The sequence below is a fragment of the Paraburkholderia bryophila genome (genome assembly GCF_003269035.1).
Lineage (GTDB): Bacteria > Pseudomonadota > Gammaproteobacteria > Burkholderiales > Burkholderiaceae > Paraburkholderia > Paraburkholderia bryophila.
Genome location: NZ_QLTK01000005.1, coordinates 1 through 18,341, shown reverse-complemented (window position 1 = coordinate 18,341; position 18,341 = coordinate 1). Strand labels below are relative to the sequence as shown.

Below are 18,341 nucleotides of genomic sequence, written 5' to 3'. Positions count from 1 at the left end.
GATAACGGAGAAACGCATGACCACGCGCGCAGGATTCCTCTCTCGCCTCATGGTGCCGACGCTGCTGTCGCTCGCCGCGCTGAGCGCGAGCGCCCAGCAGACGATCAAGATCGGTGAAATCAACAGCTACAAGGCGCAACCCGCCTTTCTCGGGCCTTACAAAAACGGCTGGAATCTCGCGCTCGACCAGGTGAATGCGGCGGGCGGTGTGCTCGGCAAACAACTCGAAGTCGTCTCGCGCGACGACAACGGCAACCCGGGCGACACGATTCGCGTGGCGCAGGAACTGATCGCGCGCGAGCAGGTGCAGTTGCTGTTCGGCGGTTTCCTGTCGAACACCGGTCTTGCGTTGACCGACTTCGCGAAGCAGAAGAAGATTTTCTTCCTCGCCGCCGAACCGCTGACCGACAAGATCGTCTGGGCCGACGGCAACAAATACACGTACCGTCTGCGTCCTTCCACGTATATGCAGGTGGCGATGCTGGTGCCGGAAGCGGCCAAGCTGAAGAAAAAGCGCTGGGCGCTGGTGTATCCGAACTACGAGTACGGTCAGTCGGCGGTGGCGACCTTCAAGAAGCTACTGACGGCGGCGCAACCTGACGTACAGTTCGTGGTCGAACAGGCCACACCGCTTGGCAACGTCGACGCGGGCGCGGTCACCCAGGCGATTGCCGACGCGAAGCCGGATGCGATCTTCAACGTGCTGTTCGGCGCCGATCTCGGCAAGTTCGTGCGCGAGGGAAATACGCGCGGACTCTTCAAGGATCGCAGCGTGGTGTCGTTACTGACGGGCGAGCCGGACTATCTGGACCCGTTGGGCGCGGAAGCGCCGACCGGCTGGATCGTGACCGGCTACCCGTGGTATTCGATCGATACGGCGGCCAACAAGAAGTTCGTCGACGCGTATCAGGCCAAATATCACGACTATCCGCGGCTGGGTTCGGTGGTCGGGTATTCGGCGCTGATGTCGATTGCCGACGGCATCAAGAAAGCTGGTTCCGTCGATCCGGATAAACTCGCCGCCGCGTTCAAGGGACTCGGCGTGGACACGCCGTTCGGGCCGATCACCTATCGCGCGCAGGACAATCAGTCGACCATGGGCGCCTATGTCGGCGTGACCGGTCTGAAGGACGGCAAGGGCGTGATGACGTCGTACCGGTATATCGACGGCGCGAGCGTTCAGCCGTCGGATGCGGAGGTCAAGAAGCTGCGGCCCGCCGATTGAGGCCGATGGTGGCGACAGTGATACGCCGTTACTCTTCGGCGTCGTGCTCGATCACGAAACGTTTCAGATAAGCGAGCACGGCGGCTTCGACCGCGCGGTGATCCGCGGTGCTTTTGGAGCCCGCATTTTCTTCGTCGCCGAACAGGGTGGACGGGGCGTTATGCACGTCCACCTCCTGCCCCTCTCGAAACACACGGATCTCGTGAACGTCTTCCGCGTATTCGGCGATCCAATGCACGCCTTCGATATGCGCGCCAGCACGAACGGTCGGTATCTTCATGAGCGTCTCCCGTGGGCCGGACCACGGCGCCGACCCTTGCTGACACCATACGCCGTCCGTCTGGCCGGCGCGAGCCCTGGCGGGCAACTTTCATCGCGATTCTCGACGATTCAGGGCAGCCACGCTTGCGGCACGGCCGTTGCTGCGTGACAAAGGTCACCATCAACCGGAGGACCGTCATGCCTGGACAGAAAACCCTCAAGCGCGCCGCGGCCGACAAACGCGCCGGCAAGGCGTCGAGCACCCAGGCCGGGGAATTCGTCAAGGAACAGATCGACAGGGTGCGCGCCGGCAAGCACGGCGTCAGGTCGGCCAGACAGGCGATCGCGATCGGCCTGTCGGAAGCGCGCCGTGCCGGCGTCGCCGTGAAATCGCCGAAGAAGGGCACGGCGAGCGAGGCGACGCGCAAGAAAGCCGCCACGGATAACGCCGCCGGCCAGCACAGGAGCAGCGCGAAGAAGAGCGCGAAGAAGAGCGCGGAGTCGACGGCGAAGCGCTCGCGCGCGTCCACCAATGCGCTGAAGCGGGAAGGGAGCACGGGCGCATCGCGTACGGCGTTGTCGAAGCAGACGAGGTCGGCGGCGGCTAAACAACCGGCAGCCAGCCGTTCTGCGGCGGCCAAAAAGGCCGCGGCGACGAAGGGTGCGGCGGGACGCTCGACGGCCGCGAAAAAGGCGGCGCACACGAGGGCTTCGCGTGCGCATCACTGAATGGGGTTGGGTGCGTAGTCTGCCACTGCGAGGAGTCAGGCTACAAAACAAAGGCGGCGCTAAAAAGCGCCGCCTTTTCGCTCTACCGCACCGCTTTACTGCACGGTTGCCAGCACGTCGCCCACCGTCTTGAAGATGTGCGCGATCTGTTCTTCGTCGATGATCAGCGGCGGCGAGAACGCCAGGATGTCGCCCGTAAAGCGCACCAGCACGCCCGCTTCGAAGCATTTGACGAAGGCCTCGTAAGCCCGCGCGCCCGGTGCGCCTTCGCGCGGTTCCAGTTCCACGCCCGCGATCATGCCGAGGTTGCGCACGTCCTTCACATGTTTCGCGCCGCGCAGCGCGTGAGCGGCGGCTTCGAACGTCGGCGCGAGCTTGCCGGCGCGGTCGAACAGGCCTTCGCGGCGATACAGGTCGAGCGTGGCAACGGCGGCTGCGGCGGCCGCCGGGTGAGCCGAATACGTGTAGCCGTGGAACAGTTCGATCGCGCCTTGCGCGCCGCCGTTGACGATCGTGTCGTGGATCGTACGGCTCGCCGCGACCGCGCCCATGGGAATCGCGGCATTGTTGATGGCCTTCGCCATGGTGATCAGGTCCGGCGTCACGCCGAAATACTCGCTGGCCGTCGCCTTGCCGAGACGGCCGAAAGCGGTGATCACTTCGTCGAAAATCAGCAGGATGCCGTGCTTCGTGCAGATCTCGCGCAGCTTCTGCAGATAGCCTTGCGGCGGAATCAGCACGCCCGTGGAACCGGCTACCGGCTCGACGATCACGGCTGCAATGGTCGACGCGTCATGCAGCGTGACGATCCGTTCGAGTTCGTCGGCGAGATGGGCGCCCCATGCCGGCTGGCCCTTCGTATAGGCGTTGTGTTCGAGGTTATGCGTGTGCGGCAGATGATCCACCGCCGGCAGCAGCGCGCCGGAGAAGGTCTTGCGATTCGGCGCGATCCCGCCGACCGAAATGCCGCCGAAACCCACGCCGTGATAGCCGCGCTCACGGCCGATCAAGCGGGTGCGCTGGCCTTCGCCGCGCGAACGGTGATAGGCGAGGGCGATCTTCAACGCCGTGTCGACCGACTCGGAACCCGAGTTCGTGAAGAAGATACGGTCGAGGCCCTCCGGCATCAGTTCGGCGACCCTGGTGGCCGCTTCGAAGGCGAGCGGGTGACCCATCTGGAAAGTCGGTGCGAAATCGAGTGTGGAAAGCTGCTGGGTGATCGCGGCCACGATCTCGTCGCGGCCGTGGCCGGCGTTCACACACCAGAGACCCGCGCAACCGTCGAGCACTTCGCGGCCGTCCGTGGTGCGGTAGTACATGCCCTTGGCCGATTCCAGCAGGCGCGGCGCAGCCTTGAACTGACGGTTGGCGGTGAAGGGCATCCAGAAGGACGACAGATCGTCGATGACGGGGCGCGAAGTCATGGGTATCTCCTCGAAATGGGTCCCCAAGGGCGTCCTTTGGGGCATGGCGAAACTGTAGCGTCCGCGGTTTAATGGCGGCATAAACAGTTGACGCAGTGTGACGCTAACTGTATTGGTAGCTTAGCGCTAACTGTGTCGCTGGATAGCAGGCTTGAACGGGGCTTCGTCCAAGGCATTTTATCCACGTTTCGCCGCCTGCCGCGGCGCGCTTTTTCGTCCTGACCATGATCGAACTTCAACTCGAGCGCGACCGGCGCGCCGCGCCCACGCTCGTCGAGCAGGTGGTGCAAGGCTTCACGCGCGCCATCGAGGCGCAATCGCTGCGCGCGGGCGCGCTGCTGCCGTCGGTGCGGCAACTGGCGCAAAGCCATGAGCTCAGCACCTTTACAGTCACCGAGGCGTACAACCGTCTGGTGTCGATGGGGCTGGTTGTCGCGCGGCGCGGTTCCGGCTACCGGGTGGCGGCGCGCGCGCCGTCCGCGCGAGTCGCCGCGACCGACTGGCAGCCGCCGAGTCTCACCGCGACCTGGCTGCTGTCCGACGTGTTCGCCGACCATTCGGTGCCGATCAAGGCCGGCGGCGGCTGGCTGCCGAACGAGTGGATCAACGAAACCGGTCTGCAGCATTCGTTACGCGCCATGAGTCGGGTGCCGGCGGCGCGCCTCGGCGACTACGGGCATCCGTACGGATTCGCGCCGCTGCGCGAGCGGATCGCCGAGCAACTCGACCGGCGCGGGTTGCCGGTGGACGTGTCCAACGTGCTGCTCACGCAGGGCGCGACCCAGGGGCTGGACCTGATCGTGCGGACGTTGCTGCGTGCGGGCGATGCCGTGATCGTCGAAGATCCGGGTTATTGCAATCTGCTGCAGATTCTCAAGCTTGCGGGGCTGGTCGTGCATGGCGTGCCGCGCACGCCGGCGGGCGTCGATACCGACGTGCTCGAAGCGCTGGTCGCGCAGCACAAGCCCAAGGCGATCTTCGTCAATACCACGCTGCAGAATCCGACCGGCGCGACCTTCGGCATGTCGGCGGCGTTCCGGCTGCTGCAGATCGCCGAGCGTCAGCGCATGTGGGTGATCGAAGACGACGTGAGCCGCGAACTGGCGCCGTCCGGTGCGCCGCTTTTCGCGGCGATGGAGGGATTGCAGCGCGTGCTGTACGTGGGCGGTTTTTCGAAGACGGTGACGCCGGGGCTGCGTTGCGGCTACGTGGTCGCCGAGCGTGCGGTGTTGCGCGAACTGGCGCGCACGAAAATGGCGGTGGGGTTGACGTCGTCGGAAGCGATCGAGCGGATCGTCGACAAGGTGCTGCTCGAAGGGCGTTACGCGCGTCACGTGGAAGCCGTGAACGAGCGCTTGAAACTCGTGCATGCCACGGTCGAGGAGCGGCTCGATTCGCTGGGTTTGGAACTGTTCCACCGGCCGCGCGCCGGCCTGTTTCTGTGGGCGCGCCTGCCGATCGAACCCGAGCGCGCCGGCGAGGTGGCGACGGCGGCGCTGGCACACGGAATCTGGCTGGCGCCAGGGTCCTACTTCAGGCCCGACGACGCCCCGAGCGCGTGGTTCCGCTTCAACGCGCCTTACTCGACCGACGATGCATTGTGGCGATTTATCGAACGGGTCGGGCGGGGCGCGTTATAACGCTCGCCTGGTGCTGCTCAACCCGCGTGGCCGAGCAACTTCAAGGCAATCGGATACAACGACAGCACCAGCAACAGCGCCATCGCCACATTGAAAATACGCAGGCGCTTCGGGTCCGACAACACCCTGCGCATCGCTGTGCCGAAACCTGCCCACAGGCAGATGCACGGAAAACCGATCACGTAGAAGATCGCGGCCATCGCGACCGCATTCATGCTGTAGCTCTCGCTGAGATTAATGGTCGTGGCGGCGGTCAGGACCATCATCCATGCCTTCGGATTGACCCACTGAAACGCGATGGCTTCATGAAATTTCATGGGCCGGCGTTCGCCTTTCCTGAGCTTCAATTCGCCCGACGTGCCGATCTTCCACGCCAGATACAGCAGATAGGCCACGCTCGCCACTTCGAGCACCGTGTACAGCACCGGGAAATGGACGAAGGCTTCGCCGAGGCCAATGCCCACCGACAGCATCAACAGCACGACGCCGAGACTGATCCCGGACAGATGCGGCAACGTGCGGCGAAAACCGAAGTTGACGCCCGAGGCGAGCAGCATCGTGTTGTTCGGACCGGGGGTGATGCTGGTGACGAGCGCGAACAGAATGCCGGCTGGCAGGGCGCTGAGACTGAGGTAAAACATGGCGTGCTCCGGTGTCTGGCAATGGAACTGGCGATAAAGCTGGCAACAGGACGTCGAAGCATTCTAGCGAGGGTTGCCGGTACAGTACCTATACGGTTTTCAAGATGATGTCCGGTACGGGGGAGCTCGATCAATCGGGCGTTTGAACTGGCCGCACCGAGCCTTTCGCCTCGTTCGAGTCTCACGAAAACCCTGAGTGCGCTCACCAGCACAGAAAAACAATTGGTCCCCCTGAAAAAAATCAACGCCACTAAGATCCGAACTGCATGACCCAGATTGAGCGCAACCGTTTCAGATAAGCGCCGATAAAAATCATCACACACGTTGATTCACTACACGCTACGGGACCTCATCATGAGCAAGCTCACGAAACTGATCAAGACTGCCTACAACGCAACCAGGACGCCGGAATTTCCCGAAGACCACACCTGGAGCCAGGCATCGATGGCACAGCAACGCGCGATCGGCGCGGCCGAAGCGGAGAAACTGGAGGCCGGCAAAGAAACCGTCGAGCGCGACACGGGCACGTTGCCGGGTAACGCAGTTGCTTGATCGGAGGCGGGCCATGTTCAAATTCATTGCCCGCGTTTTTCGCAACCGGTCCGCAACGGTCATGACCACACGCCGCGCCCAATGGGCGGCGGTCAAGGCCGTTGCCGCCCTGTCCGGCGACCACTCGCTACTCGCATCCATTGCGGATGCGGAACAGCGGGCGCGCGACGTCATTGCGAATACGTATGGAGCCGAGGCGCTCGCGCGGTTGAGCGACAAACAGTCCGATGAGCTGGCCGGCGTGGCGCTGCGGTTCATCGAGGCGTCGGCGGAATACTCGGTGAGTTTCGAAGTCCATCAGGAACTCGCGCGCATTATCTACAGCCCTGCGTGACGGCCTGGGAGAGCGCCATGAAGCGGGGTACGAAGCGCCCCATGACATGGGAAAACCGTGCCGGCAACACGCTTTTCACGATCTTCGTCGTGACGGTGGTGGTGCTCTCTCATCCCTTCATCCTCGGAGGGGTCAGGCTAGCGCGGCTAGCCACTTTCATGCTCTAGACGACTGGTCTAATTGCGGCCATAATCCGTCACCTATGAGAGCTAGCCATCCACACATCCGCCGGCACATCCTCGATGCCGGGCGGGCGCTGATCGCGCGTAAGGGTTTCGTCGGCGTGGGTCTGAACGAGATTCTGACCACGGCCGACATCCCGAAGGGATCGTTCTATCACTACTTCGGTTCGAAAGAAGCGTTCGGCAGCGAGTTGCTGCAACAGTACGTCGCGGACTACGCGGCGCGACTCGACGCGCTGTTCGGCCAACCCGGCGTCAATGGTCGCGACAAGCTGCTCAGCTACTGGTCCGCGTGGCAACTGGAGCAACTCGACCAGGACGGCGACGAAAAGTGTCTGGTGGTGAAGCTGAGCGCGGAAGTCGGCGACCTGTCCGACGAGATGCGCCTCGTGCTTCGCGACGGCGTCGACCGTTTGATGTTGCGTCTGGCTCGTGTGATCGAAGAGGGTAAGGCCGACGGCTCGCTGTCGCCGGAGATCCGGGCCAAAGAGGCGGCCGAGCTTCTCTATCACATGTGGCTCGGCGCGGCGCTCGTCACCAAGCTGCGCAAAGACGGCAGCGCGATGGCGCAAGCCATGGCGGTGACGCAAAGCGTGCTGCGCGCGCGGTGATTTTGCGGCGTGTCGTGGTCTCGACATGCCGTTGACCTATCCCATACACAAGCACCGGCTCCGGGTCATGCGGAGCTTCAATCGTTGCACGTTCAAGGAGATCGACTTTGCGTAGCGTCATCTATTCCGCTTTCGGCAATCCGGCCGAAGTGCTGCAACTTGCCGAACGTCCCACGCCGAATCCGGGCGCGGGTCAGGTGCGAATCAAGGCGACCTTGTCGCCGATCCACAATCACGACCTCTGGACCATTCGCGGTCAGTACGGCTACAAGCCGACGCTGCCGGCCGTCGGCGGCACCGAAGTCGCCGGCGTGATCGATGCGGTGGGCGAGGGTGTCGCACATGTGAAGGTCGGTCAGCGCGTGGTCGTGGCCGGCATTCACGAGGCGTGGGCCGACTACGTTCTGGCGCCGGCGGCGGCGGTGATTCCATTGCCGGACGCCGTCAGCGACGAAGTAGGGTGCCAGTTGATCGCCATGCCGTTGAGTGCCGTGATGTTGCTCGAGTACCTGCACCTGGAAGCGGGCCAGTGGTTCATCCAGAACACGGCGAACGGCGCGGTCGGCAAGACGCTGGCGATGCTCGCCAATTCGCGCGGCATCCATGTCGTGAATCTGGTCCGGCGCGAAGCGGGCGTTGCGGAGTTGGCCGAGATCGGCATCGGCAATGCGGTGTCGACGGACAGTGACGGCTGGAAGGAACGCGTGCGCGAGTTGATCGGCGAGGCGCCGCTGGTGGCCGGCGTCGACTCGGTGGGCGGCGATGCGAGCGGCGACATCTTCGGCCTGCTCGGCGAAAACGGCACGCTGGTGTCGTTCGGTGCAATGTCGAACGAGCCGATGCGGCTCAGTTCCGGCGACGCGATCTTCAAGCAGGCAACGGTCAAAGGTTTCTGGGCGACCAAGGTTTTCGAAGTCACGTCGGCTGCGGATAAGGCGCGCATGGTCGGCGAACTGATCGGGCTGGCGGCATCCGGCGAGTTGAAGCTGCCGGTGGACGCGGTATTCGACGTGGAGAACGCGGCGCTGGCGGCCGAGGCGAGTGGCAAGAGCGCACGCAAGGGCAAGGTACTGCTGCGGTTTGCCTGAACCTGAGCTTGAGCCCTGGCGGCATGACAGTTGCGAATCCTCGACGCGATTCGCAACTGCGCGCATGCTTCACCCTTTCTTCCATCTTTCCACTCGACCCGGCCACACCATGATCGAAGTCCATCACCTCAACGAATCCCGCTCACGTCGTATCACGTGGCTGCTGGAAGAACTCGGCCTCGACTACAAGCTCGTTCAATATCAGCGCAATCCCGACACCCGTCTGGCTCCGCCGGAACTGACGGCAATTCATCCGCTGGGAAAGGCCCCGGTGATTCGCGACGGCGACACGGTGATTTTCGAGTCGGGCGCGATCGTCGACTATCTGATTCGCCGCTATGGCAACGGCCGTTTGAGCCCGGCTTACGACACGCGCGAATACGACCGTTACTCGCAGTTTCTGCACTATGCGGAAGGCTCGGCGATGTTGCCGCTGATGCTGAAGATTTACACCGCGCGCCTGGGCGATGGCGCTGCGCCGCTGCAACCGCGAATCAGCAGTGAGTTGCAGAACCACCTGGGCTTTCTGGATCAGGAACTCGCCGGGCGCGACTATCTGCTCGGCAGCGAATTGTCGGGTGCGGATATTCAGCTCTCTTTCGTCGCGCAGACGGCGCTGCGATTTTGCGGCCGCGACGCGTTCCCGAATCTCACGGCGTTCGTCGATCGCTTCGAAGCTCGGCCCGCCTATCAGCGCGCGATGGAAAAGGCTGGCGTCTAACCGGCTGGAAGTCAGCTATCCCGCCGCATCGTCAGAACCGGCTCCAGCCCGCCGCTAGACCGGTTTCTGAGCACAAGGGTGCCGCCATGCGCGGCCGCGATACTTCTCGTGATAGTGAGCCCGAGTCCGGCGCCGGTCGTTGCCGAGGTTCCGGCGGTGTACCGGCCGCTCTCCGCGCTCGACCTGAACCATCAATTTCATGTGGTGCCGGTGTTGCACGGCACTGTTTCCGATGCGGTGAGCGTGGCGCGGGCCTGCGTCGCACGTAGGGGTTTTTATCGCCGCATGCCGGGCCAAGACGGAGTCCGCGCGCCATTGCCGGCATTTTTTCAGCGCGCCTGTTCCAGCCAGTACGCGAACGTCGCGTTCACGATCGCAGGCTGCAGCAGAAAGTCATGCGCCGCCTGAGCGAGATCGGCGCGCACCGGTTTGATCGTGCCGGCCGCCATGGCCAGCAGCGCCAGTTCGGCCGCGTTTTCCATCGATACCGCCATGTACACGCTTTCCTCGACCGATGCGCACGCGCAGATGTAGCCGTGATTGACGAGCAGCGCGGAGCGCCGCGCGCCGAGTGCCGCAGTGATGATGCGGCCCTCTTCGTCGTCGATCGGCACGCCGGGCCAGTCTTCGAGGAAGCCGCAATCGTCGTGGAACATGCAGGCGTCCATGTGCGCGACGGGCAGCGGCACGCCGAGCATGGACAGCGCGCTGATGTGGCGCGGATGCGTGTGGACGATCGCATGCACGTCGGGACGATGCCGATACACCCACGCGTGAAACCGCACCGCCGGATTCGGCCGGCCGTTGCCTTCGAGCACGTTGAGTTCATCGTCGACGAGCACCAGAGACGCCGCCGAAGCGTCCGCGAAGTTCGTGCCAAGCGCGGGCGTCCAGTAGCCGCGATGTGCCGCGTCGCGCCAGGTGATCTGGCCGGCGAGGCTCGCCATATGACCTTTCGCGGAGAGGATGCGGCAGGCGTCGGCGAGCGTGCCTAGCGGGTCGTCGGCATTGACCGCGCCGATACCCGTAACGGTTGCGCGCTGTTTCATGAGTTCATTCTCCTTGCGAGTTGAGCGACATCGGCGTCGGCATTGGTGTCGGCGTCTGCGTTTGCGCCGAAGGCACGTTTTTCATCAGCCGCGTGCACAGCGCGGCCAGCGCCGCGAGCGCGCCGACATAAAGCGCGACCGGCTGCAGGCTGTGGAAACGCGTGACGAGCGCGGTCGCCACGATCGGCGCCAGCCCGCCGCCAATGGCCGCGGCAAACTGAATGCCGATGGAAATCCCCGAAAAGCGCACTGCGACGGGAAACTGCGCGGCAAACAGCGCCGACTGCGGCCCGAACAGCAGCGGATAGTTCAGGCCGAGCGCGATTGCCACGGCCACCTGCAACGCGACGAGACTGCCGCTATCGATCCAGCGCAACAACGGCACGACGCACAACGCCATGACGACTGCGCCGCCGAGGTAAAACCGCCGCACGCCGACTCGATCCGCGCAATAGCCGATCAGCGGCAAGGTCGCGATCTGAATCGCCGCGCCGAGCATGACGACCTGCAACACGGCGGTGCGGCTGAATCCCAGCCGCGTCGATGCATACGACACGAGGAACACGGTGAGTACGTAGTAAAGCGTGACTTCGGGCAGCTTCGCGCCGATTGCCAGCAGCAACGCTTTCTTGTGCCGCGTCAGCAGTTGCCAGAGCGGCACGTCGGCGGGTTGCCCGGCGCGCGCGGCTTTTTCGAACACCGGCGTCTCGCCCACACTGCGCCGGACAAACGCGCCGAGCATCACGAGTACGACGCTGGCAAGAAACGGCACGCGCCACCCCCAGCTTTGAAAGGCCGGCTCGGGCAGCCGGGTCAGCAGACTGAAGGCGAGCGTCGACAGCAGCAGACCGATCGGCGGTCCGATTTGCGGCAGGCTGCCGAACAGACCCGCGCGGCTCGCGGGCGCGTGTTCGACCGCCATCAGTACAGCGCCGCCCATTTCGCCGCCGAGCGCGATGCCTTGCAGAATCCGCAAGACGACGAGCAGTACCGCGGACCAGGTACCGATCTGCGCGTAGTTCGGGATCAGGCCGATCGCAATGGTGGAAAAGCCCATCAGGAAGAGCGACAACATCAGCGTCGACTTGCGGCCGAGCCGGTCGCCGAAGTGGCCGAACAGCACGGCGCCGAGCGGCCGGGCGAACAGACCCGTGGCGAATGCGCCGAACGACGCCAGCGTCGCGCTGGTGGGGTCGAGATTGGGGAAGAACTGCCGGTTGAACACCAGCGCCGCCGCGGTGCCGTACGCGATGAAATCGAAGCCTTCGATAATGGAACCGGCAGTGGCCGACGCGACGGCCTTGTAGCGGGGCGACAGCGCGCGGCGCGGTGCAGCGGCGGCGAGGCCGTCGAGCGCGGAAAGTGGATCGTTCACGGTAGGTTCCATGCAAGAGGGGACGGAATCCGGTGATCGGCAGCGTGGCTGCCGGACTGAAGCCAGTATTGGTCCCTTGCAGGGCCTGAGCTATGCGCCCAGAAATAACTCTGGATTAACCCGGAGTTATCGCGCTTTGGGCGCCGGCGCGCATGGCGATCTCGAGCGCGCTGTCGAAGCTGCGCGACGCACCGCGCGCGCGGCGCGACAGGGCGACGAGCCGGCGTGGCGAGATGGCGTGCAGCGGCATGCGGCGCAGGCCGCGATCCTCGACCATATCGCGCGGCAGGCTGTCGGGCAGCACGGTCACGCCGTCGCCGATCGACACGAGCCGCAGACACAATTCGAGCGAATCGCATTCGACGTACGGCTGCACGCTACACCCCAGCACCCGCTCGACCATGCGGCGCAGCGCGAACGGCCGCGGCGGGAGAATCAGCGGCAAGCCGGCCAGATTGGCTGGCGCGTCGGCGCCCGCCGCGTGACCGGCGCGTGTATAAAGCGCCAGCCGTTCTTCGAACAGGGGTTCCGCGACCAGCTCGGGACCATCCACGGCGGTCTCGTAGACGAAGCCGAGATCCGCTTTGCCGCGCTCCACGCTTTCCACCACGTTGGCCGAACTGTCGCAATGAATCGTAAGAAGCAGGTCAGGGTAGAGCGCGAGCAATTGACGGCTCAACTCGGGGATGAACCAGGCGACCAGCGTTTGCACGGTCGCGATGCGCAACGTGCCGCGCTGTTCGCCCGGTTGACCGGCGTGCGCGAAGGTGGCGTCGAGCGAGTTGAACAGCGGTTCGAGTTTCAGAAACAGTGCCTCGCCGGCCGGCGTCAACTGCATGCCTCGGCCGTGGCGCAGAAACAGCGTCTCGTTCAGGGCCGTTTCGAGCGCGCGAATCTGCTTGCTCAGCGCGGGTTGCGTAAGGCCGAGAATCTCGGCGGCTTCGCGCAACGAATTCGCCTTCGCGACGGCGACGAACAGGCGCAGTTGATGATCCCGGTTGGCGAGCGTATTCATGGGCGCGAAAATCTCGAAGCGAGGTCCGGTTTAAAAAGGGCGGAAACGAGGATGGCGGGTATGGTACGCAACTTGCTCACGTCAGATGTTTTTCCCGCAAGCGGTCAGCCATGTTCCGAACCCCGTCGACCTGCCAAAGGTGGAGCGCCCGCGAGATCCGGGTCTTGCACGAAATGCCGCGCGTACTGGTTGTCGACGACAACGTCGGCGCGGCCGAAGCGCTCGCCACCTACCTCTCCTACGAAGGCGTGGAAGCCCGCGCCGCCAACGGTTGCGCGGAGGCGCTGCGCTGTGTGAAAGATTGGGTGCCGGACGTCGTGGTACTCGACATCATGATGCCGGAGCGAGACGGCTACGAAACCGCGAGCGCGCTGCGCAGCTATCTGCCGACGCAGAGTCTGGGCATCGTCGCGTTCACCTCGCTCGATGAAGATCACGTCAAGGAAACCGGTAAAGCGCGCCACAATTTCGACGGTTATTGTCAAAAAGGCACGGCGCCGACCGCCTTGCTCGCACTGATGCGCAGGCTCTGGCGCGAGTAGATCCGCCTGCGCCTCATCCGCCGATTCGGCCGGTTTCCGGTCCGTTGTTCAGGCCGGCTCGCTCAGCGAGGGCTCGTTCACCTCGGCATCCTCCGCGGCGAGCTGCCTGAGCACCGCCTCCATCAAACCGGGGAACCGGGTGTCCAGTTCGGCGCGCCGCAACGAATTCTGATGCACGGTGCCCGCCACGCGCGTGCGCACCAGCCCCGACTCACGCAGGATCCGGAAGTGATGGGACACGCTCGATTTCGGCCGGCCGCCGTCGAGATCGCCGCAGGTGGCCTCGTCGACCGCCGCCAGCCGCCGCACGATCTCCAGCCGCACCGGATCGCTCAACGCATGGAAAAGCCGCCCGAGCGTGAAGTCCTCGGCGGCGGGATGGTTATATGTACGCATCCTGCAGATCATAAACGTTTCTGAGATACTTCGTTATTCGATGTTTATCGAACTACCGTACAAGCTTATCCCAGAAGGAGTTGAACCGAATGTCCGCATTGTTCCAGCCGTACAAGCTCAAGGACGTGTCCCTGCGTAACCGTATCGCCATTCCGCCGATGTGCCAGTACACCGCCGAAGACGGCCTGATCAACGACTGGCACCGCGTGCACCTCGCCGGTCTGGCGCGCGGCGGCGCGGGGCTGGTGATCGTCGAGGCGACGGCGGTGTCGCCGGAAGGCCGCATCACGCCGGGTTGCGCCGGCATCTGGAACGACGAGCAGGCGCAGGCGTTCGCGCCGGTGGTTGCGTCGATCAAGGCGTCCGGCGCGGTGCCGGGCATTCAGATCGCGCATGCGGGCCGCAAAGCCAGCGCCAACCGTCCGTGGGAGGGCGACGACCACATCGCTGAAAACGACCCGCGCGGCTGGCAGACCATCGCGCCGTCGGCGATTGCATTTGGTGGCGGTTTGCCGAAGGTCCCCAAAGCCATGACACTCGACGACATCACACGGGTCCGCGAAGATTTCGTCGCCGCCGCGAAACGCGCGCTCGACGCGGGCTTCGAATGGCTCGAACTGCATTTCGCGCACGGCTACCTCGGCCAGAGCTTCTTTTCGACGCACTCCAACCAGCGCGACGACGCGTACGGCGGCAGCCTCGACAACCGCAGCCGCTTCATGCTCGAAACGCTGGCGGCAGTGCGCAAGGTATGGCCGGAACATCTGCCGTTGACGGCGCGTTTCGGCGTGATCGAGTACGACGGACGCGACGAGGAGACCCTTGCGGAATCGATCGAACTGGCCAGGAACTTCAAGCGCGAAGGGCTGGACATGCTGAGCGTGAGCGTCGGTTTCTCGACGCCGACGGCGGCGATTCCTTGGGCGCCGGCCTTCCTCGCGCCGATCGCCGGGCGGGTGCGGCGCGAAGCGGATATCCCGGTGTCGTCGGCATGGGGTATCGATACGCCGGAACTGGCGAACCGGTCGGTGGAAAACGGCCAGCTCGACCTGGTGATGGTGGGCCGCGCGCATCTGGCCGATCCGCACTGGCCGTATCACGCGGCGAAGAAGCTGGGGATCGAGCGTCCGTCGTGGACGTTGCCGGCGCCTTACGCGCATTGGCTCGAGCGTTACAAGGTCGCGTAAGCGGACCGTTGGCTCGTATCGAGCGACTGCAGTGGCGGTAAGCGTGGGCCGCTTGTTCCGGATGGAGTCATCCGGAACAAGCGGCCCATTGATTTCATGGAGTCCACGCGTTTCGCCCGCAGGCTAAATCGACTGCAGCGCCCGTAGCATTTCGTGCCCTAGCGCCCGCCCGCTCAACCACGCGCCTTCGACGCGTCCGCCGTTGAGCCAGTCGCCGCACAACCCCAAGCCGTCCACCTCGCGCCAGACGTAACCCGGCGCGGGATCGCCGTCGGGCGCCACGTCCGCGTAAGGCCAGCGGTGCGCGGTCCACGCGACGGGGCTGCGTCCGCCGCATTGCTCGAACGCGGCCAGCATGGCCGCCGCAACCTGCTCCGGCGGCGTGTCGAGGTGAGCCTCGCTCCATTCCGCCCGCGCATGCAGAAGCCACGTTTCCGGACCGCCGCGGCCGGGCTTGCTGCTGTCGCGCGCCATCCAGCGTAACGGGCCGTGATTGACGAAAGCGGCGTCGAAGCCCAGCGGCAGCGGCGCGTCGAAGCGCAGCATCAGCGCCCAGCACGCGTGCATCACCGTGCTGCTGGCCATCACGGCGAGTTCGGGCGCGGGCGTATGCAATAGCGGTGCGACTTGCGGGGCGGGCATCGCCAGCACGACCGCATCGAAGCGGTCGTCTATCGCGCCGTGTTCCGCCGACCACAAACGCCAGCCGCGCGGCTCGCACAAGACCTTCTCGATGGTGCAATCGGTGGTGAGCGGCAGCGTTTCGGCCAGCAGCCGCGCGGGCGCGCTCATGCGCGGCGTGCCGACGAAGCGCTCGATCTGGGTGGTATGGGCGGTCGAGTCCGGCGCGTCCAGCACGGCGAGGCGCGCGGGCCACGCCGCCGCGGCGCCGGCCTTTTGCCAGCGCGCGACTTCGGCGCGAAACGCGCGGTCGCGGGCGGTGAAGTATTGCGCGCCGTGGTCGCACTGCCAGTCGCCGTCGCGTCGCGCACTCATGCGTCCGGCTGGGCCGCGGCTGCGGTCGAACAGACGCAGCCGGCAGCCGGCGGCGCGCAGCGTCGTGGCGCATGACAAGCCGGCAATGCCGGCGCCGACGACCGCGATATGGGGGCGAGAGTCAGAAATATTCACGGTGCGGCCTGCGTGGCTGAGTAGATGGTCCGGCTTCGGCGCCAGACGCCGGCGTGCGTCCGGGCGCTATGAGCGGCGGGCGGGGCGTGGAGCGGGGCGGCGATTCGAGGCGGATCATGGGATTGACGTGAAAATCATAGTGCATCAAAAAATACGTTTCAAATAATGGAATTGAATCAGAAATCCGTGTCGATGTAGCGCAAATTGGCCTATGATTGACACGAAGATGACCTAAAGAGGGTTTCATGGTGACGATGATTGACGACCCATCTCCGATTCAACAGGGGTACAAGAGTGGCGAAGCGGCGCGTCTGGCCAAAATGCCGGTCACGACGTTGCGGATTTGGGAGCGCCGTTATGGCGTGATCGGTCCGGCCAAGACCGCGTCTGGACAGCGGCTCTATACCGAAGACGACGTTCGGCGCCTCACTTTGATCAAGATGCTGGTGAGCCGTGGTCACGCGATCGGCGCGATTGCGCGGCTCGATCGCGAGCAGTTGCAGTTTCTGGCCTCCCGCAACGCACGCGAAGGCGACGGCCCGCCGGACTTTGGCGTCGCCGACACCGTCGATATCAAGCTTGGGCTGGTGGGCGGCAATCTAGCGCAGCGTCTGCAAGGTTCTGGCGTGGATGTGCGGCGTTATGGCGTGAACGCACTGAGCACCTTCGCCGACCTTGGCGAGGCCTCGGCGCACAGCGTTGGAAAAAGCGAGTCGATCGACGCATTGCTCGTCAATGTTGACTCACTTCAGGAAGACATCGCGGCGCAGATCATCGCGCTGGGCGACGCGCACCAGGCCAAGGCCATGGCGGTGGTCTACGGTTTCGGCACCGGGCCGGCGGCGGAGTTGTTGCGCGTGGCGGGCGTGCGCCTGTATCGCGAGGCCGACGGCAGAACGGAATTCCGCCAGATGCTGGGCGACCTCTGCGAGCGCGTGCGGATTCAGGAGCGCACCGGCGATGACGCCGTCTGGTCGCGCGTGCGGCGTCGCTATGACGATGCCGAACTGGAGGCGATCGCGGCGCGCTCGTCGACGATTGCCTGCGAGTGCCCGCGTCATCTGGCGGAGCTGGTCATGAAACTGTCGGCGTTCGAACGCTACAGCGACACCTGCTCGTCGCGCTCGGCGCAGGACGCCGCGTTGCACCGTTATCTCGGCGACGTCAGCAACCGGGCGTGCGCGATGATCGAGGCCGCGCTCGAACGGGTCGCGCGGGAAGAGGGCTGGTTCGCCGCGCCGGCGCTGCAGTCGCCGTCGCCGCGGCAAACGCCGTTGCCGCCAGCCGCCACGGCGTAACCGGCACGCACCGTTCCGAAGGAGGGGGAATGCCACAGCATGCTTCGACGGAGGTGAGCCTTTGCGCGCCCGCACTGGACGACCGGAGCGTGTATCTCGCGGCGCTCCTCAAGCGCATCGCCAGGCGCGACGCAGTGGCGTTCGAGGCGTTGTACCGGTTGTCGGCGCCGTCGCTGTTCGGACTGGCGGTGCGCGTGACGCGTACCAGCGAATCCGCGGAAGATGTGGTGCAGGACGGCTTCATCAAGATCTGGCGGTTCGCCGGTTCGTACGATCCAGACAAAGCGTCGCCGTCGACGTGGATGTCGACCATCGTGAAGAACCAGGCGCTCGATTATCTGCGGCGCAATCCGTATGCGGGCGTGTACGTCGAGGAACTCGATGAACGCGTCGCAAGCGGTGATGGCGATTTATCGCAGCAGGTTGCGCTGGATGCTGAACGGCTGTCGGTTTATCTCGGCCGCTTGACGCCGGGGCAGCGGCAGGCGATCGCGCTCGCTTATTTTCGTGGGCAATCGCAATCGGAAATCGCTCATACGCTGGATGCGCCGATCGGTACGGTTAAGAGCTGGATTAGCCGTGGGCTGGAGTCGCTGCGGAGTATGGCGGATCCGCGTCGGGCGCGGGGTGGGGGTGGGGTTTATTGACGGGGCGGGGAGGAGGAGGGGGCGATGTTCGAGCAGTTTTGAACGTCCCAGTTCGACCCAGGCTGTGTGGAAACCCGATGAGATTGCAATGCGACGCATGATTGCTGACCGCCGCAGTGCGTTTGGTTGCCTTTTCGGCCATCAATGGGACGACGAGACTGCGAGCCTCTCCAACGCGTTCCAGACGAGTTTATGGCTTTTTTTCAGGGCCTAAAGGGGTTCTCACGCACCCACCAGCCGCATCGCCTTCATTGTCTTTTTAAAGCCCAGGATTCTCAGCACTCGCGTGAGAT

20 protein-coding genes are annotated in these 18,341 nt (G+C 64.5%); 12 read left to right on the top strand and 8 right to left on the bottom strand.

Annotated features, from left to right (window positions below):
• Positions 1–16 precede the first annotated feature (16 nt).
• A complete protein-coding gene (locus BX591_RS10580) occupies positions 17–1,225 on the top strand; it encodes an ABC transporter substrate-binding protein (RefSeq protein ID WP_105505798.1) in 1,209 nt (402 codons plus the stop codon).
• 28 nt (positions 1,226–1,253) lie between these two features.
• On the opposite strand, the gene BX591_RS10575 is transcribed toward BX591_RS10580, so the two are convergent.
• Positions 1,254–1,505, bottom strand: coding sequence for a hypothetical protein (locus tag BX591_RS10575; RefSeq protein ID WP_007178046.1), 252 nt, complete (start codon positions 1,503–1,505; stop codon positions 1,254–1,256).
• A gap of 179 nt (positions 1,506–1,684) precedes the next feature.
• Here BX591_RS10575 and BX591_RS10570 point away from each other — a divergent pair, with 179 nt between their 5' ends.
• On the top strand, positions 1,685–2,215 hold the full coding sequence (locus tag BX591_RS10570) for a DUF6496 domain-containing protein (protein WP_111930968.1): 531 nt from the start codon (positions 1,685–1,687) through the stop codon (positions 2,213–2,215).
• A gap of 95 nt (positions 2,216–2,310) precedes the next feature.
• On the opposite strand, the gene aptA is transcribed toward BX591_RS10570, so the two are convergent.
• Entirely contained in the window at positions 2,311–3,639 is a 1,329-nt protein-coding gene (gene aptA / locus BX591_RS10565; protein WP_111930966.1) for an omega-aminotransferase AptA, read from the bottom strand.
• A 224-nt stretch (positions 3,640–3,863) separates the two neighbouring features.
• Between aptA and BX591_RS10560 the strand changes: the two genes are divergently transcribed.
• Entirely contained in the window at positions 3,864–5,279 is a 1,416-nt protein-coding gene (locus BX591_RS10560) for an aminotransferase-like domain-containing protein (RefSeq protein WP_111930964.1), read from the top strand.
• A 17-nt stretch (positions 5,280–5,296) separates the two neighbouring features.
• Here the strand turns inward: BX591_RS10560 and BX591_RS10555 are convergent, their stop codons facing one another.
• Positions 5,297–5,920: a LysE family translocator gene (locus tag BX591_RS10555; protein WP_111930962.1), complete on the bottom strand. Its 624-nt coding sequence runs from the start codon at positions 5,918–5,920 to the stop codon at positions 5,297–5,299.
• Between the two features lie 354 nt (positions 5,921–6,274).
• On the opposite strand from BX591_RS10555, the gene BX591_RS10550 reads away from it, so the two are divergent.
• The 5 genes from BX591_RS10550 (at position 6,275) to BX591_RS10530 (ending at position 9,408) form a co-directional block, all read left to right on the top strand.
• Positions 6,275–6,472 carry a hypothetical protein gene (locus BX591_RS10550; RefSeq protein ID WP_111930960.1) on the top strand — a complete coding sequence of 66 codons (198 nt, stop codon included), beginning with the start codon at positions 6,275–6,277 and terminating at the stop codon, positions 6,470–6,472.
• Positions 6,473–6,485: 13 nt separating this feature from the next.
• Positions 6,486–6,806 (top strand): hypothetical protein, encoded by a 321-nt coding sequence (locus BX591_RS10545; RefSeq protein WP_111930958.1) that lies wholly within the window; start codon positions 6,486–6,488, stop codon positions 6,804–6,806.
• Between the two features lie 202 nt (positions 6,807–7,008).
• Positions 7,009–7,599, top strand: coding sequence for a TetR/AcrR family transcriptional regulator (locus BX591_RS10540; RefSeq protein WP_111930956.1), 591 nt, complete (start codon positions 7,009–7,011; stop codon positions 7,597–7,599).
• 107 nt (positions 7,600–7,706) lie between these two features.
• Positions 7,707–8,687 (top strand): zinc-binding dehydrogenase, encoded by a 981-nt coding sequence (locus tag BX591_RS10535; RefSeq protein WP_111930954.1) that lies wholly within the window; start codon positions 7,707–7,709, stop codon positions 8,685–8,687.
• A gap of 64 nt (positions 8,688–8,751) precedes the next feature.
• Complete coding sequence (locus tag BX591_RS10530) at positions 8,752–9,408, top strand: glutathione S-transferase family protein (RefSeq protein WP_338068890.1); 657 nt, start codon at positions 8,752–8,754, stop codon at positions 9,406–9,408.
• 329 nt (positions 9,409–9,737) lie between these two features.
• Here the strand turns inward: BX591_RS10530 and BX591_RS10520 are convergent, their stop codons facing one another.
• The 3 genes from BX591_RS10520 to BX591_RS10510 form a co-directional block, all read right to left on the bottom strand.
• Positions 9,738–10,457 carry an aldolase gene (locus BX591_RS10520; protein ID WP_111930950.1) on the bottom strand — a complete coding sequence of 240 codons (720 nt, stop codon included), beginning with the start codon at positions 10,455–10,457 and terminating at the stop codon, positions 9,738–9,740.
• A 4-nt stretch (positions 10,458–10,461) separates the two neighbouring features.
• Positions 10,462–11,832, bottom strand: a complete 1,371-nt coding sequence (locus BX591_RS10515) for an MFS transporter (RefSeq protein ID WP_244146941.1) — start codon at positions 11,830–11,832, stop codon at positions 10,462–10,464.
• 115 nt (positions 11,833–11,947) lie between these two features.
• The gene (locus BX591_RS10510; protein ID WP_111930946.1) at positions 11,948–12,847 is read right to left on the bottom strand and encodes a LysR family transcriptional regulator; all 900 of its coding nucleotides are present in this window, start codon (positions 12,845–12,847) and stop codon (positions 11,948–11,950) included.
• A 110-nt stretch (positions 12,848–12,957) separates the two neighbouring features.
• Here BX591_RS10510 and BX591_RS10505 point away from each other — a divergent pair, with 110 nt between their 5' ends.
• Positions 12,958–13,389, top strand: a complete 432-nt coding sequence (locus BX591_RS10505; protein WP_176343056.1) for a response regulator — start codon at positions 12,958–12,960, stop codon at positions 13,387–13,389.
• 48 nt (positions 13,390–13,437) lie between these two features.
• Here BX591_RS10505 and BX591_RS10500 read toward each other — a convergent pair whose 3' ends face one another.
• Positions 13,438–13,785 carry an ArsR/SmtB family transcription factor gene (locus BX591_RS10500; RefSeq protein ID WP_111930944.1) on the bottom strand — a complete coding sequence of 116 codons (348 nt, stop codon included), beginning with the start codon at positions 13,783–13,785 and terminating at the stop codon, positions 13,438–13,440.
• Positions 13,786–13,874: 89 nt separating this feature from the next.
• Here BX591_RS10500 and BX591_RS10495 point away from each other — a divergent pair, with 89 nt between their 5' ends.
• Positions 13,875–14,972 (top strand): NADH:flavin oxidoreductase/NADH oxidase, encoded by a 1,098-nt coding sequence (locus BX591_RS10495; RefSeq protein ID WP_111930942.1) that lies wholly within the window; start codon positions 13,875–13,877, stop codon positions 14,970–14,972.
• 123 nt (positions 14,973–15,095) lie between these two features.
• Here the strand turns inward: BX591_RS10495 and BX591_RS10490 are convergent, their stop codons facing one another.
• Entirely contained in the window at positions 15,096–16,103 is a 1,008-nt protein-coding gene (locus BX591_RS10490; protein ID WP_176343055.1) for an NAD(P)/FAD-dependent oxidoreductase, read from the bottom strand.
• A 245-nt stretch (positions 16,104–16,348) separates the two neighbouring features.
• Between BX591_RS10490 and BX591_RS10485 the strand changes: the two genes are divergently transcribed.
• Together BX591_RS10485 and BX591_RS10480 are read left to right on the top strand one after the other, a co-directional pair.
• Positions 16,349–17,401, top strand: coding sequence for a MerR family transcriptional regulator (locus BX591_RS10485; protein WP_111930940.1), 1,053 nt, complete (start codon positions 16,349–16,351; stop codon positions 17,399–17,401).
• Positions 17,402–17,430: 29 nt separating this feature from the next.
• Entirely contained in the window at positions 17,431–18,048 is a 618-nt protein-coding gene (locus tag BX591_RS10480) for an RNA polymerase sigma factor (protein WP_111930939.1), read from the top strand.
• Positions 18,049–18,341: the final 293 nt, after the last annotated feature.

Bases quoted from the DNA above. Each gene is read 5' to 3' on its own strand.
- BX591_RS10580 (WP_105505798.1), top strand. From the start codon at position 17: ATGACCACGCGCGCAGGATTCCTCTCTCGCCTCATGGTGCCGACGCTG.
- BX591_RS10575 (WP_007178046.1), bottom strand. From the start codon at position 1,505: ATGAAGATACCGACCGTTCGTGCTGGCGCGCATATCGAAGGCGTGCAT.
- BX591_RS10570 (WP_111930968.1), top strand. From the start codon at position 1,685: ATGCCTGGACAGAAAACCCTCAAGCGCGCCGCGGCCGACAAACGCGCC.
- aptA (WP_111930966.1), bottom strand. From the start codon at position 3,639: ATGACTTCGCGCCCCGTCATCGACGATCTGTCGTCCTTCTGGATGCCC.
- BX591_RS10560 (WP_111930964.1), top strand. From the start codon at position 3,864: ATGATCGAACTTCAACTCGAGCGCGACCGGCGCGCCGCGCCCACGCTC.
- BX591_RS10555 (WP_111930962.1), bottom strand. From the start codon at position 5,920: ATGTTTTACCTCAGTCTCAGCGCCCTGCCAGCCGGCATTCTGTTCGCG.
- BX591_RS10550 (WP_111930960.1), top strand. From the start codon at position 6,275: ATGAGCAAGCTCACGAAACTGATCAAGACTGCCTACAACGCAACCAGG.
- BX591_RS10545 (WP_111930958.1), top strand. From the start codon at position 6,486: ATGTTCAAATTCATTGCCCGCGTTTTTCGCAACCGGTCCGCAACGGTC.
- BX591_RS10540 (WP_111930956.1), top strand. From the start codon at position 7,009: ATGAGAGCTAGCCATCCACACATCCGCCGGCACATCCTCGATGCCGGG.
- BX591_RS10530 (WP_338068890.1), top strand. From the start codon at position 8,752: ATGCTTCACCCTTTCTTCCATCTTTCCACTCGACCCGGCCACACCATG.
- BX591_RS10520 (WP_111930950.1), bottom strand. From the start codon at position 10,457: ATGAAACAGCGCGCAACCGTTACGGGTATCGGCGCGGTCAATGCCGAC.
- BX591_RS10510 (WP_111930946.1), bottom strand. From the start codon at position 12,847: ATGAATACGCTCGCCAACCGGGATCATCAACTGCGCCTGTTCGTCGCC.
- BX591_RS10505 (WP_176343056.1), top strand. From the start codon at position 12,958: ATGTTCCGAACCCCGTCGACCTGCCAAAGGTGGAGCGCCCGCGAGATC.
- BX591_RS10500 (WP_111930944.1), bottom strand. From the start codon at position 13,785: ATGCGTACATATAACCATCCCGCCGCCGAGGACTTCACGCTCGGGCGG.
- BX591_RS10495 (WP_111930942.1), top strand. From the start codon at position 13,875: ATGTCCGCATTGTTCCAGCCGTACAAGCTCAAGGACGTGTCCCTGCGT.
- BX591_RS10485 (WP_111930940.1), top strand. From the start codon at position 16,349: ATGGTGACGATGATTGACGACCCATCTCCGATTCAACAGGGGTACAAG.
- BX591_RS10480 (WP_111930939.1), top strand. From the start codon at position 17,431: ATGCCACAGCATGCTTCGACGGAGGTGAGCCTTTGCGCGCCCGCACTG.